Origin of the sequence: Pseudoalteromonas sp. SG44-8 (assembly GCF_014164125.1) — a bacterium.
GTDB lineage: Bacteria > Pseudomonadota > Gammaproteobacteria > Enterobacterales > Alteromonadaceae > Pseudoalteromonas > Pseudoalteromonas rhizosphaerae.
Map to the genome: position 1 here is coordinate 60,447 of NZ_JACJEQ010000004.1, position 17,464 is coordinate 77,910.

At 40.3% G+C, this 17,464-nt stretch carries 11 protein-coding genes; 9 read left to right on the forward strand and 2 right to left on the reverse strand.

The genetic code is table 11. The features are described 5' to 3' along the window. The first annotated feature begins 2 nt into the window (after nt 1-2). The 4 genes from ftsE to H5163_RS05000 all read left to right on the forward strand — a co-directional run bounded on the left by ftsE (nt 3) and on the right by H5163_RS05000 (nt 5,222). Nucleotides 3-680 (forward strand): cell division ATP-binding protein FtsE, encoded by a 678-nt coding sequence (ftsE, locus tag H5163_RS04985; protein ID WP_064665448.1) that lies wholly within the window; start codon nt 3-5, stop codon nt 678-680. Then, a complete protein-coding gene (ftsX, locus tag H5163_RS04990) occupies nt 677-1,663 on the forward strand; it encodes a permease-like cell division protein FtsX (protein ID WP_145234809.1) in 987 nt (328 codons plus the stop codon). The genes ftsE and ftsX overlap by 4 nt, the downstream gene beginning before the upstream one ends. 224 nt (nt 1,664-1,887) lie before the next feature. After that, nucleotides 1,888-2,751: an RNA polymerase sigma factor RpoH gene (gene rpoH, locus H5163_RS04995; RefSeq protein WP_145234811.1), complete on the forward strand. Its 864-nt coding sequence runs from the start codon at nt 1,888-1,890 to the stop codon at nt 2,749-2,751. A 599-nt stretch (nt 2,752-3,350) separates the two neighbouring features. After that, entirely contained in the window at nt 3,351-5,222 is a 1,872-nt protein-coding gene (locus H5163_RS05000; protein WP_182734547.1) for a methyl-accepting chemotaxis protein, read from the forward strand. 147 nt (nt 5,223-5,369) lie between these two features. Here H5163_RS05000 and H5163_RS05005 read toward each other — a convergent pair whose 3' ends face one another. Then, nucleotides 5,370-5,906 (reverse strand): dihydrofolate reductase family protein, encoded by a 537-nt coding sequence (locus tag H5163_RS05005; protein ID WP_182731324.1) that lies wholly within the window; start codon nt 5,904-5,906, stop codon nt 5,370-5,372. Nucleotides 5,907-5,993: 87 nt separating this feature from the next. On the opposite strand from H5163_RS05005, the gene H5163_RS05010 reads away from it, so the two are divergent. Next, on the forward strand, nt 5,994-6,563 hold the full coding sequence (locus tag H5163_RS05010; RefSeq protein WP_145234818.1) for a TetR/AcrR family transcriptional regulator: 570 nt from the start codon (nt 5,994-5,996) through the stop codon (nt 6,561-6,563). A gap of 177 nt (nt 6,564-6,740) precedes the next feature. After that, nucleotides 6,741-7,430 carry a tRNA-uridine aminocarboxypropyltransferase gene (locus H5163_RS05015; RefSeq protein ID WP_145234820.1) on the forward strand — a complete coding sequence of 230 codons (690 nt, stop codon included), beginning with the start codon at nt 6,741-6,743 and terminating at the stop codon, nt 7,428-7,430. A 705-nt stretch (nt 7,431-8,135) separates the two neighbouring features. Here the strand turns inward: H5163_RS05015 and rapA are convergent. Continuing rightward, nucleotides 8,136-11,030, reverse strand: a complete 2,895-nt coding sequence (gene rapA, locus H5163_RS05020) for an RNA polymerase-associated protein RapA (protein ID WP_182731326.1) — start codon at nt 11,028-11,030, stop codon at nt 8,136-8,138. A 294-nt stretch (nt 11,031-11,324) separates the two neighbouring features. On the opposite strand from rapA, the gene H5163_RS05025 reads away from it, so the two are divergent. The 3 genes from H5163_RS05025 (at nt 11,325) to H5163_RS05035 (ending at nt 17,457) form a co-directional block, all read left to right on the forward strand. Further along, a complete protein-coding gene (locus H5163_RS05025) occupies nt 11,325-12,722 on the forward strand; it encodes a PhoH family protein (RefSeq protein WP_182731327.1) in 1,398 nt (465 codons plus the stop codon). A 66-nt stretch (nt 12,723-12,788) separates the two neighbouring features. Beyond that, nucleotides 12,789-16,574, forward strand: a complete 3,786-nt coding sequence (locus H5163_RS05030) for a PAS domain-containing hybrid sensor histidine kinase/response regulator (RefSeq protein ID WP_182734549.1) — start codon at nt 12,789-12,791, stop codon at nt 16,572-16,574. Continuing rightward, nucleotides 16,543-17,457 (forward strand): diguanylate cyclase, encoded by a 915-nt coding sequence (locus tag H5163_RS05035; RefSeq protein ID WP_182731329.1) that lies wholly within the window; start codon nt 16,543-16,545, stop codon nt 17,455-17,457. Before H5163_RS05030 ends, H5163_RS05035 begins: the two co-directional genes overlap by 32 nt. Nucleotides 17,458-17,464: the final 7 nt, after the last annotated feature.

The window sequence follows — 17,464 nt, forward strand, 5'->3', positions numbered from 1 at the left end:
AAATGATAAATTTTCAGCAAGTCAGCAAAACATATCCCGGTGGTCACCGAGCACTGGAAAAAGTTAATTTTCATGTTAAACCGGGTGAATTGGCTTTTTTAACTGGTCACAGTGGTGCTGGTAAAAGTACCTTACTTAAACTAATTAGTTTAATGGAACGCCCGTCGGCGGGTCATGTTTTTATTAATGGCGTTGATTTAAATGCAGTAAAATCGCGGCAAATTCCTTATGTCCGCCGTGATATTGGTATCATATTTCAAAACCACCGTTTATTAGAGCGCCACACTATTTTTGATAATGTTGCCTTGCCGCTAATTATCGAAGGTACGCATCATAAGCAAATTGAAAAGCGTGTGCATGGCGCACTTGATAAAGTTGGCTTGCTAGATAAAGTAAAATGCCACCCTTCAACACTCTCTGGTGGTGAACAACAGCGAGTTGGGATTGCCCGGGCAATTGTAAACTCTCCGCCATTATTACTTGCAGATGAACCAACAGGTAACCTAGATCCTGAGCTTTCCATGGATATCTTGCGTTTGTTTGAAGAATTTAATAATCATGGCACTACAGTCTTAATTGCCACCCATGATTTAGGGCTGATCTCGCGAATGAAATACCGTAGCTTAACCTTAAAAGATGGTCGCATGAGTCAAGATCCATTGGCAGAGGCAACACTATGAGTTTGTTATTCAAAGGCCGAAAAAGCCAAAATGAACGAGTAAAAAAATCAGTTTTTGCAGCCGGATATTTCTTTGTGCTGAATATATTTCGCCAAGGTGTATATAGCCTAGGCGAAATGTGGCGCACACCGATGGCGTCAATGATGACCATTGCGGTGTTGGGTTTAAGTTTAACCTTACCAGCGACCTTGTATTTAGTGGTTAAAAATGTGCAGCAGGTCAGCAGTGGCTTTGAAGAAGCTGCAGAGATTTCATTATTTGTAAAAGAATCTATGAGTGAACAAGAAACACAAACGCTTGTTAAACGCTTAGCACTCTACCCTGAAATTGATAATGTCACTTTTATTTCTAAACAAAATGCGCTCATTGAATTTAAAGAAGTATCAGGGTTTGGCCAAGCACTTGAATATTTAGATAGCAATCCTCTGCCAGATGTTGTTATCGTCACGCCGACTTCTCGCCATCGTCAACCAAACGCCGCGCAAGCATTATTAAAAAAGCTTGAAGCAGAGCGTGAAGTCGATTTTGGTAAATTAGATATTGCCTGGCTTGAACGTTTAAATGCATTATTAAGCCTGTTAAAAGAAAGCGTGATCACCATCGCGTTGTTATTACTGACTTCGGTAACTTTGATCATAGGCAACACTATTCGCTTATCAATTATGGATAAGAAAGAAGAGATCCAAGTGATGAAGCTAGTCGGTGCAACCAATACCTTTATTCATGCGCCATTTTTATGGACCGGCATTTGGTATGGCATTGTTGGTGGTTTGTTTGCTTTTATATGTGTGGCCCTCATGATGTGGTGGCTTGGATCTGCAGTCACCCAAGTCGCTGGAGTGTATCAAACTAACTTTAATTTAATCGGCTTAAGCTTAGGCGAGTTTGGTGCGTTAGTGCTGCTTGCAACCAGCTTAGGGTTTGTTGGCTCCTACTTATCTGTTAATCGATATATAAAAGAAATCGAACCCGATAAAGTGTAACAATTATTTTTTATAATCATTGATTAAGTTGGTTGTGGTGAATTGCTTTATCATAACCAACTCACCGCAAAGCTAGAATTCATCGTTTATTCAGGCGTTTAAAGTAGAATAAAAAACACTGAAAAAACCACTTGCTTCAATCGAAAAAAAGTTTTACATTGAAGTTAGCACTCTAAGTGAAAGAGTGCTAAGATGGTTTCAAATGTTTATCACTGAGGTGAAAAATGAGTAAAGATTTATACGCAATGGCACTCACAGTTGGACAGCAAAGCGCAAGTATGGACGGTTACCTTCAAGCGGTAAGCACTATACCTATGCTAGGTGCTGAGCAAGAAAAAGAGTTAGCGACTCGCTTACAGGAAGATGGCGATCTTAACGCTGCAAAGCAACTCATCATGTCTCACCTTCGTTTTGTTGCACATATAGCTAAAGGTTACTCAGGTTACGGTCTACCGCAAGCTGATTTGATCCAAGAAGGCAATATCGGCCTGATGAAAGCAGTAAAACGTTTTGACCCATCAGTGGGCGTACGTTTGGTTTCATTTGCAGTGCATTGGATCAAAGCCGAAATACACGAATTTGTACTTAAAAACTGGCGCATTGTTAAAGTTGCGACCACTAAAGCGCAACGCAAATTGTTTTTTAATCTTCGTAAAAACAAAAAACGTTTAGGTTGGTTTAACCAAGCTGAAGTTGCTACCGTAGCGAGTGAGCTAGGTGTGAGTGAAAAAGAAGTTCGTGAAATGGAATCGCGCATGAGCGGTCAAGACATGGGCTTTGATTTAACCGGTGACGACAGCGATGACGCACCAACTAGTACCTATTCGCCTGTGCAATACTTAACTGATGGCAGTAATGATTTAGCTGAAGAAGTTGAACAGCAACAATATCAAGAGCAATCTCATACACGTTTATTTAGTGCGTTAAAAACCCTAGATGAACGTTCACAAGACATTGTTAGTGCTCGTTGGTTATCAGACGATAAAGCAACACTGCAAGAACTGGCTGAAAAATACAGCGTATCTGCAGAGCGTGTTCGTCAACTTGAAAAAACAGCAATGAAAAAGTTACAAGCTGCAATGAGTTAATCACAGTTTTACAAAATTATTAAAAGCCCTGCATGAAAATGCGGGGCTTTTTGCGTTTAGGGAAGTTACAAGTTTTAAGTCATAAGTGGCAAAAAGCAAGACAACCAATCTACTTTGATACTAGTATTACAAGCGCTGAGATTGATGGAAAAGCGTTACTACTAAAAATTAATGAAGAAGATAAACCGTTGACTAGAAAAACCCTGTTAAACCCTTTCACAGATGATGATCAGAAAAGTAGAGCTATAATATGGATTTCATACAGGGTGACTGCTCCGTCGTCACGGCTTATTACTTTTGCTTAATTTAATATAATGACTAGGCGTTACAATTATTTTAAATAATAATATACGTGCAGTATTTATACCGTGCTATTTATTTACACTCGTTAGGTTATTAATTTAAGTTTTACATTGAATTAATAATGCTTCTTTTTATATTCTCTTAAATCTTTGATTTTAATTTATTATTTAAATCTTGTATGCGAAAATAGAACAAGATTGAGAATTGTCTCTCAATTCATACTCTAAATTAAGCTAACCCCAAGCTGTATTTATATCCGTATTTCAATTTAATTAAAGTCAGTATTAGCACTCAATATGAATTCATATTCACTAAAGAAAAAAATATTATTATCGGTTGTTCTCGCCCTCGTAATTGTTGTTGTATTATTGTCATGGTATAGCTACTCCACGCAAAAAGCGTTGTTACTGCAAAACAGTGTTGATAGTGTGAGGCAAGCAGGTAAACAGCAAGCCGCGCGTATCGAAGCATGGTTAACCGATCGTCAGCGAGTGATCGCTTCTGTCGCCACTAAAGTCGAAGGTGATACGCTTAATGCATTGCAGCAAGCACAGATATCTGGCGATTTTCAATTAACCTATTTTGGTAACCGCGACGGGCTGATGGTGGACTCTGATCCCAGTATTGACCGCTCAGGTTATGATCCTAGAACACGTCCTTGGTATCAGCAGTCACAACAAGCTCGTAGCAGCATAATTACCAAGCCTTATTTGGATGTGGCCTTTAATCTATTGGTCGTTACCATAGCTCATCCAGTGCGCAATGGTGTGGTTGGCGGTGATGTGTCAATTGCGAGTATTGTCGATAGCGTTAGCAATATGTCTCTACCGGCAAACGGTTATGCCATCATGATGCATGAAGACGGTACTGTGATCGCCTATAAAGACTCAAGTAAATTGATGGGTAAAATTACCAATATTGAGACTAAATTAAGCAGCCGACTAATCGAATCAAGTAGCCAAACAGGCCAACTTACGCCTGTTTATTTTGAAACTGAAGCTCGGGATAAGCTACTTTGGGGGGAAAAAATCCAAAATACAGATTGGCAGCTAGTTTTTGTACTCGACAAACAAACGTTAGAGGCACCATTAGTAAGCTTGATGGTCACCCAGTTAGGACTGGCAACGTTAGCACTGATCATTAGTGTATTATCTATTTCTTGGTTGTTAAGTTTGCTACTAGGGCCACTAAGTCGCGTGTCGCAAGCGTTATCTCGTATTGCTGCAGGCAATGGTGATTTAACTCAGCGTATTACAGTCGACAGCCAAGACGAAGTCGGCATGTTAGCTGATAGCTTTAATAGTTTTGTAAGTAGTCAACATCAGCTGATCAGTCATATTCGTCAACTAGCGACTGATCTAGACTCAGATGCAGAGAAAAGTCTGTTAACCAATCAATCAAGCGTTAATGAACTACAGCGCCAACAGCAAGAAGTTACAATGGTTGCTACCGCAGTTACAGAGATGTCCAGTGCTACTCATGAAATTGCAGCTAACGCTGAAAATACCGCTGCCGCATCCCAGCAGTCGGCGCAAAGCAGTATTCAGGGGAAAAGCTTAGTTGATAAAACCAGAACCACGATTAACTCATTGGCATCAGAAATTGATGAAACCACAGTAGTGATCAGTGAGCTGAGCCTGCATGCACAAGCAATCTCAAGTATTTTAACGACGATTCAGGAGATTGCAGAGCAAACTAATTTACTAGCATTAAATGCTGCGATTGAAGCGGCGCGTGCCGGCGAGCAAGGCCGTGGTTTTGCAGTTGTCGCAGACGAAGTTCGGGTGTTATCACATCGAACTCAAAACTCTACTGCAGAGATTTATACCACGATTGAAACGTTGCAAAATACCACTAAAAAAGCGGTTAGCTTGATGGATAGCAGTAAAAGTTTAGCTAATAATAGTGTTCACGATGTCAACGCCGCAGCACAAGCTTTAGAAGAGATTACTCAAGCAGTGAATGAGATCTCCGATATGGCGGGACAAATTGCCGTTGCAGCCGAGGAGCAAACTCAAGTAACAAATGAGATAACCAGAAACACGGTCGCGATAAAAGATGTCACTGATGAAATCACTTCGTCGGCGATGACTCATTTAAGTCAAGCCAAAATGCTTAAAGATCGCGCAACTGACTTAAACGAAAAAGTTGCTACCTTTATTCTGTAATGTGACATTTTTGCTTTGAGGCTGAATACCAGCTAATCAAAATTGAGTAAGTTTGTATGAGGGGGTTTCTCCCTACAGACTTACTCAATCGTAAATTAAAATATTAACTTGAGAGGGGAGGAGGAAAGGAATTTTAACTGTTTTAAATTATATTCTGTGTCTTTTAAAATGACTTTGACTAATACCATGAGGGAATACTTCAGACTTTATGCATCGAAATTCGAGAGTATCTTTCAGCTGACCAAATAACGAAATACCAGCACCTAATAAAACAGGAATTGTGGTAATTATCATTTCGTCTATCAGATCATCTTTTAGGAAGTTTTGAATTGTCACACCGCCATCTATATATAAATTTTTATAGCCATCATCTTGAAGTTTTGTAGTTAACTCTCGTAAATCACCTTTTACTATAGAAAATTTACCTTCACAGCTTGCTGGCACACTGCTTAGGGTATTACTTAAAACAAATACAGGCTTTGAATATGGCCATTCACATTCTAGCGTTAACACTAATTCAAATGTGTTGCGGCCCATAACTAAGGCATCAATACTTTGCATATGCTTAACAAATCCCATATCTAAATTATTAGGGTTGGGGATTGAATATAACCAATCAATTTCATTATTTTTATCTGCAATGTAGCCATCCAAACTTGTTGCTATAAATGCTAAATTAGCCATAGTTGTCTCTTATGTTGACTCTATATTAATATCAAATATTCTACACTGTAGAATATTTTTGTAAACTTCAATAAATTAGGCAGGGTTATGACGGTTAAAAAAAGAGGCCGGCCGCAAAAAGAATCAAAGGTATTAAGCGGTGAGGAAATAATAAAAACGGCTAAAAAACTGATGTTAACTAGCGGTAAGATACCGAGTATTCGATCTTTGTCGGCAGAGCTTCATGTAGATGCAATGGCAATATATTATTATTTTAAAAATAAAAACGTGCTGTTAGAAGAGCTAACAACATCTCTAATTTTTGAGATGTATATACCTAAGAATGATTTAGAGTGGGAGGTAGAGTTACGAAAGCTCTCAAAAAGCTATGTTGCACTTTTAAGTAAATATGATGGTTTGCTGCAAACATTGTTGTCTATGAATTCTACAAGCCCAGCTAACGTTTTTATTGATAGATTTAAAATAATTACAAAGGATTTAAATCTGGAAGTATCAGCAGAAAAGGCTTCACTAAATTTACTTGCTGATTATTTACATGGTTTTTCTATGTCGATGAGTTGTGATAGTACAGCTCAATTAACAGTTGATGATGTTGATGGATCGCTTGATATTATATTTGCTGGAATCAATGCTTCATTGAGCATGAGTAACCAGTAATTTATTGATAACAGTTTATTTTTGATTGGAGCCCTTTAATTGTTTAACTGCCATAATATTTAGTTAGTAAGTACTTTTACTTGGCGCTTAAAACAGAGGGGCAACGTTTTGATAGCAGATATCAATTCATTTTGATTTTAGCTACAATACGCGCCGATCAATTTATAGGTAATCGTAGTGACTAATACCTCAAGTAATTCAGTACTGGTTTTACGCGCTCAACAAATTAGTGAGTCTCGTCGTGAGTTTAATGCCCGTGGCGGTAAAATGGATCGCTGTGAACGATGCTTAATCGCGAAACATTACTGTATTTGTGACGGTGTGGAGCCGGCTGATAGTAAGGCGGCGGTATGCTTACTTATGTATCACAACGAGAGTTTTAAACCCTCTAATACAGGGCGATTAATTGCTGAAATTATTCCTGATAATCATGCTTTTCGTTGGGACAGGACTGATCCTGACGATAAACTATTAGCCTTATTAAATGACCCGCAATATCAACCTATGGTGATCTTTCCTGCTACAGATGTTGAAGATACCGCACGCGTTATTACTGATGTACAACACCAGTCTAATAAACGTCCCTTGTTTATCTTTTTAGATGGCACATGGCGTGAAGCGAAAAAAATGATCCGCAAAAGCCCGTATTTAGACGAGTTGCCAGTCCTCTCAATTACCGCAGAAAAACTGTCAGATTATCGCTTACGTGTAGCCCCTCACGCACACCAACTTGGCACCGCTGAAGTGGCCATTATGGTTTTAGCACTAGCTGGGGAGGTTGATGCAGCAACTAAGCTTGAACAGCATTTTATGAAGTTTCGCGACGCGTATTTATTAGGTAAGCGCAATAAAGGCAGACCTGAGTAATTTGGTTTCCCCATGTTGTACCTCGAAAAATCGCGATATAAAATCGCTGCTACGGGATGTGCAATATCTCGTAGGCGCGGGTTTACCCCGCGCAATTAGATTAAAGTTCGTTCAGTGATGAATTCACCACCGAGAACACAGAGAAGAAATAAGTGATTTTTTACTTTGGTTTCTCTGTGTAGCGCGAAGCGCCTTTGTGCCCTCAGTGGTAAATAATGGGCTTTATCGCGAGGTAAACTCACTGCTACCAATATGTAGGCGTGGGTGGTTTACCCCGCGCAAATGAAAAGTGTAAGCTCGGGGTAAAATTAGCCGCGAAACAACTCCTGTCGCGATATAAAATCGCTGCTACAAATTTGTAATATCTTGTAGGCGCGGGTTTACCGCGCGTAAATGCAAAGTGTAAATACGGGATAAAATTCAGCCTCGAAACAACCTCTGTCGCGATATAAAATCGCTGCTACGAATGGGCAATATCTTGTTGGCGCGGGTTTACCCCGCGCAAATGTAAAGTGTAAATACCGGATAAAATTCAGCTGTGGAACAACCCATGTCGTGATATAAAATTGCTGCTACGAATAGGCAATATCTTGTTGGCGTGGGTTTTCAGCGTAACATGTAATAAAAAAGCGCGCTGTAACTTAATACACCGCGCTTTTTTAAACTTAAAACTTACAGCTTATAACTTAAAGCTCAGCTCTCAAATCAATGTGATACCACAATTAAGCGAATGGCATCTAGTTGCAGCTGGGCTTTGCCAATATAAGTTGTTAGTTCAGTGCGTTGCTTGTCGTAGAAGGTAAGCTCTTCTTCACGAATATTTGGGTTTATCTGTTTTAAAGCAGCTAAACGCGCCTGCTCTTCACTGAGCGATTGTTGCATTTGCTCAAGCGCCGCAGTGCGAATGACTTCTAACTTAGTTTGCGCCATTTCTTGTGCTGTTTTAAGCATTGGGTGAATCGCACTTTGTAGTGCTCCAGCAAGTTTACTGGCTGTTTGACGGCCTACCGCAGAAAGCTGCTGATTAAAGCCATCAAAACCTACATTATCGCCTAGGTTATTACTGGCTTTGTCGAGCAAAATACGAATCGGCGTCGGCGGTAAAAAGCGGCCAACTTGCAGCGCTTTTGGTGCCATGGCTGCTGCTACGTAAATTAGCTCAACAAAAAAGGTGCCTGGTGGTAATTTTTTGTTTTTAAGTAATGCGACTGACGCAGTACCAAAGTCATCATCACAGATCATGTCTAAGGTGCCTTGCACCATAGGGTGATCCCAGCTGATGAAATGCACATCTTCTTGTGCCAGTGCTGTGTCACGGTCAAATGTGACTGTCATGCCGTCATCTTTTAAACTTGGGAATGACGGATTTAGCATATGCTCAGTTGGCTTTAAGATAATAGTATTTTCACCTTTGTCTTCTTGGCTAACGCCAAAGGTATCAAACACGTTGATCATATAACTTGGTAGTTCAAACTGGTTGTCTAGTTTTTCAATATCAACAACCAGCGAGTCTGCTGCACCTTGGCCTGATGAGTGTAACTCAAGCAAACGGTCACGCCCGCTTTCCATTTGTTTACGCAGGACTGCGTTTTGACCGGCTACTTGCTCTAGTAATGGCTCTAGCTCGTCTTCATCACAGTTATGGGCGGCAATAAACTCAAGTAGCTCATCTTTAAACTCTTTATACAAAAGTTGTCCGGTGCTTGAGGTGGTTTCAAAGGCATCTAAGCCTTCGTTATACCAACGCAGTAATACTTCTTGTGCGCTGTTTTCAAAGTACGGTACATGGATGTTGATATCTTGAGTTTGGCCAATACGGTCAAGGCGACCAATACGTTGCTCAAGTAAATCTGGGTTCAGTGGTAAATCAAATAACACTAAGTGATGAGCAAATTGGAAGTTACGACCTTCTGAACCAATTTCAGAGCACAATAATATTTGTGCATTGTCGTATTCATCAGCAAAGAATGCGGCGGCGCGATCTCGCTCAATAATTGTCATGCCTTCATGGAACACTGAGGCTTTAATCGCTTCGCGTTCACGCAGGATTTGCTCAAGGCTGATAGCGGTTTCGGCTTTAGCACAAATAAGCAGGACTTTTTCCCGTTTAAGGGTTTTTAGGGTGTCGATCAACCATTCTACTCGAGGATCAAATTGTCCCCAGCTAGCGCTTTCGCCTTCAAACTCTTGGAATATTTTTTCAGGGAATAGGGCGCGTTGCGCGCTAAGCTCTGCATTTTTAATGCCGCTCATATTGCCCAATACTGAAATTGCCGTTTTATATTGTTTCGGCATCGCCATCGGGTAGGCGTGTAGTTTGCGACTAGGGTAGCCGTCAATGCCGCTACGGCTATTTCTAAACAAAATACGGCCTGTGCCATGGCGATCTAATAACATCGCCAAAATCTCTTTACGGGCCGCTGCATCGCCATTTTGCGCTTGTTCAAGCACCTTACTGATGTCGGTTTCTTTTAACAGCTCAATTAGCGTGGCTTTGGCGTTGTCATCAAGGGCTTGCTGTTGTAATAATTGATTAGCAGCCTCTGCCACATGCTTATAGTTACTTTCTTCAGCAACAAAGGCATCGTAGTCATAAAAGCGATCAGGATCGAGTAACTGTAGGCGCGCAAAGTGGCTGCGGTGACCAAGTTGATCCGGTGTTGCTGTTAATAGTATCAGCCCTGGAATATCTTGGCTAAGCTCAGCCATACGTTGATATTCAGTGCTTGGTTTACCGTTGGTAATACTTAAATGATGCGCTTCATCAACAATCAGTAAATCCCAATCAGCCATTGTTGCTTGTTCAAACCAGCGTTTTTTCTTGGTTAAAAACTCAAGGCTAGTTAGTACTAACTGTTCAGTGTCGAATACATTTGGTGAGTCGGCAAATGCTTCATCGCAACGCTCTTCATCAAAAATTGAAAAGTGTAAATTAAAGCGACGCAGCATTTCAACTAACCACTGATGCTGCAAGTTCTCCGGCACTACGATGAGCACTCGGCTTGCGCGACCACTGATAATTTGTTGATGTAAAATCATCCCTGCTTCAATGGTTTTACCAAGGCCTACTTCATCAGACAATAATACTCGAGGAGCAAACCGTTTACCGACCTCTTGTGCAATATAAAGCTGATGCGGAATTAAGCTTGCGCGCTGACCAATCAAACCCTTAATAGGTGATTGTTGGCGTTCAAACTGGTGTTGCCATGTTTGATAGCGCAATGTATAGCGATCAAAACGGTCAACTTGACCGGCAAATAAGCGGTCTTGTGGTTTATTAAATTTGATGAAGTGATCTAAAAACGTTTCTTTTAATTTTGCTTTTTCACCGTTATCAATACGAGTGCCGTGATAACAAAGTAAATCACCGATAGGTTCAATTGACTCGACTTCAAGTTCCCATTCTTCAACGCTTTTGATCACATCACCAGGATTAAATGCCACACGGGTAACCGGTGCTTCTAGCATTGAGTAAACACGGTTTTCGCCACTGGCGGGAAATAAAATGCTGACCTGACGGCCCTCAAGGGCAACCACTGTGCCTAATCCTAAATCTGACTCTGTATCACTGATCCAACGCTGACCTAAGGAAAAATTCATGTATGTCTCGTCTATGAAGAAAAAGGCGGCTATGTTACCTGTTACCTAACACCACTGCAAGGCACGAACCAGCTGACTTTTAATTAATTTAATAACTGTGAATTATTCCTATTAAAGCTGCTGCAATAAGGATTAATTCAAAACAAAAAAAGGTTTGTCATAAAACAGACTTTTATGACATCTAAGCTAAACTTAGAATATACCTAGCAATTAAGTTTTTCAGGGTGAGCGTTCACCCGTTTTACTTGATTAGTTGTGTATAGCATAAAAATCATAAAACGTAAGGAAAGTGCTATGGAAAAAGCTTCGAACCTTGATAGTAAAATGTATGTGCTAGATACCAATGTATTACTTCACGAACCCCTCGCGTATTTATCATTCCAAGAACACGATGTTGTAATTCCCATGACAGTTTTAGAGGAACTGGATCATATAAAAGATCGTAAGCATGATGTCAGCCGTGATGCCCGTGTGGCCATTCGTGGTTTGGATGAAGTACTCAAAGATGCCACACCAGAACAAATGCTCAAAGGTGTCGCTCTACCTAGTAATAAAAAGGCCAAAGCATCTTCGGCTGGCACACTTATTATTGTTAATGATCATTTATTTGCCGATTCTATCTCAGGTTTACCTGGCAACGAAAATGACCACCGTATTATCAATTGTGCCGTGCACCTACAAAAACAACATCCTAATAGCAAAGTGGTGTTAGTTACCAAAGATATTAATATGCGTTTGAAGGCCAAAGGCGCAGGGCTTAAATTTGTTGAAGATTATCGTACCGATCAGCTGATTGATGATATTGCTTTGCTCTCCAGTGGTTATAAAAAAATTGCTGGCGATTTTTGGCAGCATGTGGGCGAATGTGAAACACAACAACATGGTCGTGATGCGTTTCATAAAGTGGCAAAAAGTTTGATCCCCGATGTATTTTGCAATGAATATTTACTTGATGACAGCGGTCAGTTTGCCGCACGAGTCAAATCTTATGATGAGCAGCATATTATGCTCAAAGATATCGGTGTTGAGCGTTTAATGCATCAGTCGGCATGGGGAGTAAAGCCAAAAAATATTTATCAAGGCATGGCAATGGATGCGTTACTCGATACCGGTATTGAATTAGTTATTTTAACAGGTCCTGCAGGATGCGGAAAAACATTACTAGCGCTTGCCTGTGCTTTGGAAATGGTGGTTGAAAAAGGTATTTACGATAAGGTAATTGTCACCCGAAATACTCCTGAAATTGCTGAGTCGATCGGTTTTTTACCAGGTACCGAAGAGGAAAAAATGGCACCATGGTTAGCTGCGATCACCGATACCTTAGAGGTATTACACAAAGGTGACGAAAATCCTATTTCAAGCCGTAACTATATTATGGAAAAGGCCAACATACAGTTTAAATCAGTTAACTTTATGCGTGGTCGCAGCATTCAAAATGCCGTGGTCATTTTAGATGAAAGCCAAAACCTTACCGCCTCACAGCTGAAAACTATTATTACCCGTTGTGGTGAAGGTACTAAGTTAATTTGCTCTGGTAACCTTGCGCAAATAGATAGTAACTACTTAACTCCAGTTACTTCTGGTTTAACTTATATTGTGGAGCGCTTTAAAGATTTTGAAGGCAGCGCCACAGTTAACTTAAATGGTGTGGTGAGAAGCCGTTTAGCATCGTTTGCGGAAGAAAATTTATAACTTGCGCAGTCCCACTTGGCTCGCTAACCTTGTTGACAAATTTAGCGCCAAGCATCGGATTGTAGATTGAATTTTCTACCTTTAAAACATTACTATCGTTCACTGGCTGTGGCACTTATTGTGCCGCTGCTGGTGGCTTTTCTATTATGTTTACACTTATATAATATTAAATTAGATCGCGCCGTTGCTAAACGTGAAGCGGATTTTGCCAATATAGCAGCGCAAGTTGAGCATGCTATGAATGGTGCTGATGGCTTGATCAACACACTGTTCTCTTTATACGAGCAACCTTTGTCGTATCAATTTGAGCCGCAATGGCTTGAAGATATTAATCAGCAAGAGAATTATTATTACCGAAAAATCCCTGATGGAGGCGGTGAAATTGTCGGGCAAGGTAAGTTTTCGACCACTCCTAATGCGATAGCTCAATGGCAGCAAGTGATCGCCTTGGGGCCTGCTTTTAATACCGCATTATCGTTAATTCAATCCTTATCGGCAGTTGCTTATGTTAATGAGCAAGGCTTTGTTTATATAAAACGTCGTCGTGACGAAGATAGCCTAATGTTAACTCAAGTATTGGATGGCCAGTTGCGCCCAGCACTGGCTGACAATTCACTGACATCAAGTGCGATAGTAGAGGTGGCTGGTAAAAACTACTTATCAATAGGGCGTGCGCGTGAGCAGGGCGGTGAAGAGTATATTATTTTGATTTATGACTTATCGGCAGTATCGCAATGGCTAAAAAAAATATCGCCGCGCAGTGGCGAATATATATTTTTAAATAGTGCGCAGCACGTCATTATCAGCTCACTTTACGATATTGAAGAAGACACGCCATTAGCGGAGTATTGGCCTTCAGCTAAAGCGTCATTAGCAGAATTAGATAATCAGGGTAATCTCACTCTTTTACAAGCGCAAAAGCAGCTACCAATTTATGCGGGTTATTTTGCATCACATGATGAATTAGCCTCACCGATTGTAACTGATGTATTAATTGAACTTACTTTTTTGAGTATGTTTTTAGTGATGATGTTCAGTACCTTGTTATGGTTAAGCCAGCGTATTTTTGTGAAACCCATGACATATTTAATGGCGTATCTTGAACAAAATGAGGAGCACTATAAAGATTATTCAAATTATCATATACCAGCAAACTGGCAGCCGTGGTTTAGCCGAATCAAGTGGGTACTTAACAAAAATCAGCAGTTGGTAAACTCATTGCAGCAGGCAAATAGTGAACTTGATGACCAAGTAAAAATAAAGACCCGTGAACTCGCACGCAGTTATGAGGCTAAAGAACGCCATTTAGCATTATTGAATACTATGCTCAATAGTGTGCCAGATCTTATTTATTTTAAAAACATTGATGGCTCATTCTTAGGATGTAATCGTGCTTATGAACAATACATAGGTATTGAGCAAGGGCAGTTAGTTGGTCAGCAGTTATGTGATATTAGTGATGATAATGGCCAGATCAGTGAATTAGAGCAACAAGTTTTAACAACCAAAATGAAGGCTGAGCAACGACTTGAAACCCAGCTACAAACCTTTCAATTAACCATCGCGCCATTTTATAACGATCAAAATCAGTTACTAGGTTCAATGGGAATTGGCCGGGATATAACCGCCCAACAACAAGCTCTTTTGGCATTAAAAGCGTCAGAGTCTAAGTTTCGCAGCGCCATAGAGTATGCAGCTAATGGGGTGATTTTACTTTCACTTGAACAGACAGTATTACAACTTAATCGAACTGCGCGAAAGATTTTTAAGATTGATAAAACTGAGCAGGATTTATTATTAGTGGATTTATTTCCACGGCAACAGTGGCAAGAAATAGCAACGCTTTTAGCTTTATTGCTGAGTGAGAAAAAGAAAGTTTACCATCTTACTTTAGGACAAGAAGAGCTAAATTGCTGGTGGCAGCTGAGTGTCTCTTTAGTATGGGATGAGCAACAAGCACCTTACTATTATGTTATTCATATTCAAGATGTCAGTGCATTGACTCAGGCCAAACAAGATGCCGAGCGGGCAACCGAGGCCAAAAGCCGATTTATTGCTAACTTAAGCCATGAAATACGCACGCCACTGCATGCTGTGACAGGCCTTATTGATATGGTAACTCAGCAAGGCTTAACAGCGCAGCAGCAACAGCATGCAGTTCAAGCAAAAAATGCTGCGCAAAGTTTATTAACCATGCTTAATCGAATGCTTGATTTTGCGCGAATCGAAAATAACCAAGTGCAATTAGATTTAGTTGATTTTGCTGTAGTTGCACTTGTTGACAGCTGCGAGAGTGTATTAATAGGGCTCTGCCAGCAAAAAGAGTTGGCTTTTAATATCGATATTGATCCGCTAATTGCTCCGCAGTTAGTCGGCGATTACATTCGCTTACAGCAAGTGCTCGGTAATTTACTAACCAATGCCGTGAAATTTACTGAACATGGCAGTATCACTTTGAAAATAACAGCCGTTGAATTGACGCCAACACAACAAACCCTGTGTTTTAAAGTGATCGACACCGGGATCGGTATTGATAAAGCTGATCAGAGTCGATTATTTGACGCATTTACGCAAGGCGACGAATCACTCACTCGTACCCACCAAGGCGTTGGTTTAGGGCTTGCTATAGTCAAACACGAAGTGGCATTAATGGGAGCTGAAATTAAAGTTGTCAGCAATAAAGGCCAAGGCAGTGAGTTTTTCTTTACTATAACCTTTAATGTTGCCGCTCAAATCGATCCTATCGTCTGGCACAATACTTTAGTGATTCATTCTGAGCGGGGAATTAATTTACCTACCGCATTAGCGCCATTAAAACAGCTAGAATTTTCTGAGTTAGCTGAATTAACAGACCACGCTGTATTAGCAGATTATCAGCGGATCATCATTAATGACGTTGATCTACCGAGAGTAATAACGCGAGACAATATAAAAACAGCATTGATGAGTAATAACACGCAGCTTTATGTTGTTAAAAATGCTCCAAATACTCCGCTGCCTACTCTTAAAAGTATGCAAATGTGCAGCGTGAAAAGTTCTGCATTAGTACAACGAATACAGCAAGTTGAGCCGATATCTAAACGCCCTGATGTAAATCTGACAACGGCAGAGAGTAAACTCAACGTTGCGGGCTTACTAGTGTTAGTTATTGATGATAATCAGCTTAATTTAGATATTATTAGTAATATTTTAAGTCAAGCACATATTAATGTAATGACAGCAACTTCGGCGATGGCAGGGATAGATTTGGTTGCACAAGTCATGCCTGATCTGATCTTAATGGATATTCAAATGCCAGAAGTCGATGGGTTACAAGCAACCGCTTTATTGCGACAAAGTTATGAACAACAGCAATTACCTATTTTTGCGCTAACTGCGCATTGTGAAGCAGCTGACGAGCAACGCTCACTTGCCGTAGGTATGAATAAACATTTAACAAAACCAGTGGTTGCAGCAACGTTATTAGCGGCGATCAATGAACTACAAATTACCGGCGCTGTTTTTTATAATCATTCTTTTGCATTAGAACAATTCTCGGGTAATAATGATTTATTGCAGATTATGTTGGATAAACTTGCTAAGTTGTGTGTAAGTCATCTGCAGCAATTAAAAGTACCGATGCAAGCAAAAGCTTTGGAACGGTTAGTGCATAGTATTAAAGGTGTGTCAGGAAATCTTGGCTTTAATCGCCTAAGTGCTACCGCTCAGCAATTAGAAAGTAGACTACGCAAGACACCAGACGTAGGGCAAATATCCCTGAGTCAGTTAGAGTTCGAACTAGCACAAGTAAATAGATATATTCAAATACAAGGCTCAGTAAATGTTGAAGAAAGCCAAAATACTGATCGTTGATGATGACCCATTAAATCGATTGGTGTTGGAAAAAACATTAGCGAATGATCACGAAATATTTTTAGTTGAAAGTGGTGAAAAAGCCCTGACATTTGTTAAATCAACTGCGGTTGACTTAATTATACTCGATATTGTAATGCCTGGCATTAATGGCTATGAGGTATTAATTCAGTTAAAAGAAAATTCAACTACGCACGCTATTCCAGTTATCTTTATTTCAGCTAATACAAGCCATGATGATGAAGCAAAAGGGTTTGAATTAGGCGCAATGGACTATATTGCTAAGCCATTTAGTCCCGCAATAGTACGTGCACGAGTGCGAAATCAATTATTGATTAAGCAAAAAAATGATTTGTTAGAAATGCTCGCCTCCATTGATGGGCTGACAGAAATACCTAATCGGCGTTATTTAGATGAAAGCTTATCGCGAGAATGGCGTCGCAGCCGTCGAGCTGGTACACCGTTATCGGTGCTATTAATAGATATAGACCATTTTAAGCGTTATAACGATTGTTACGGTCACCGTGCCGGGGATGACTGCCTTAAACGTGTTGCACATGCATTAGTTGCAGCGTGTGAGCGTGGCACTGACTTTGTTGCGCGCTACGGTGGAGAAGAATTTGCCGCAGTGTTACCCGATACCAACCAACACGAGGCATTAAAATTTGCTAATAAACTCAGAGATGCTGTTAATACGCTAGCTATCCCGCATAAAGCATCACTCAATGCCGCTCATATTACGATAAGTATTGGGGTTGCTACAACTGAGTTTGGTCAAGTTTATTCTGAGCATATATTACTTGAAGAAGCCGATTTAGGTTTATATCAAGCTAAAGATAGTGGCCGCGATAAAATTATCGCTCGAGTTATTGACGCAAGTTAGTAAAGTC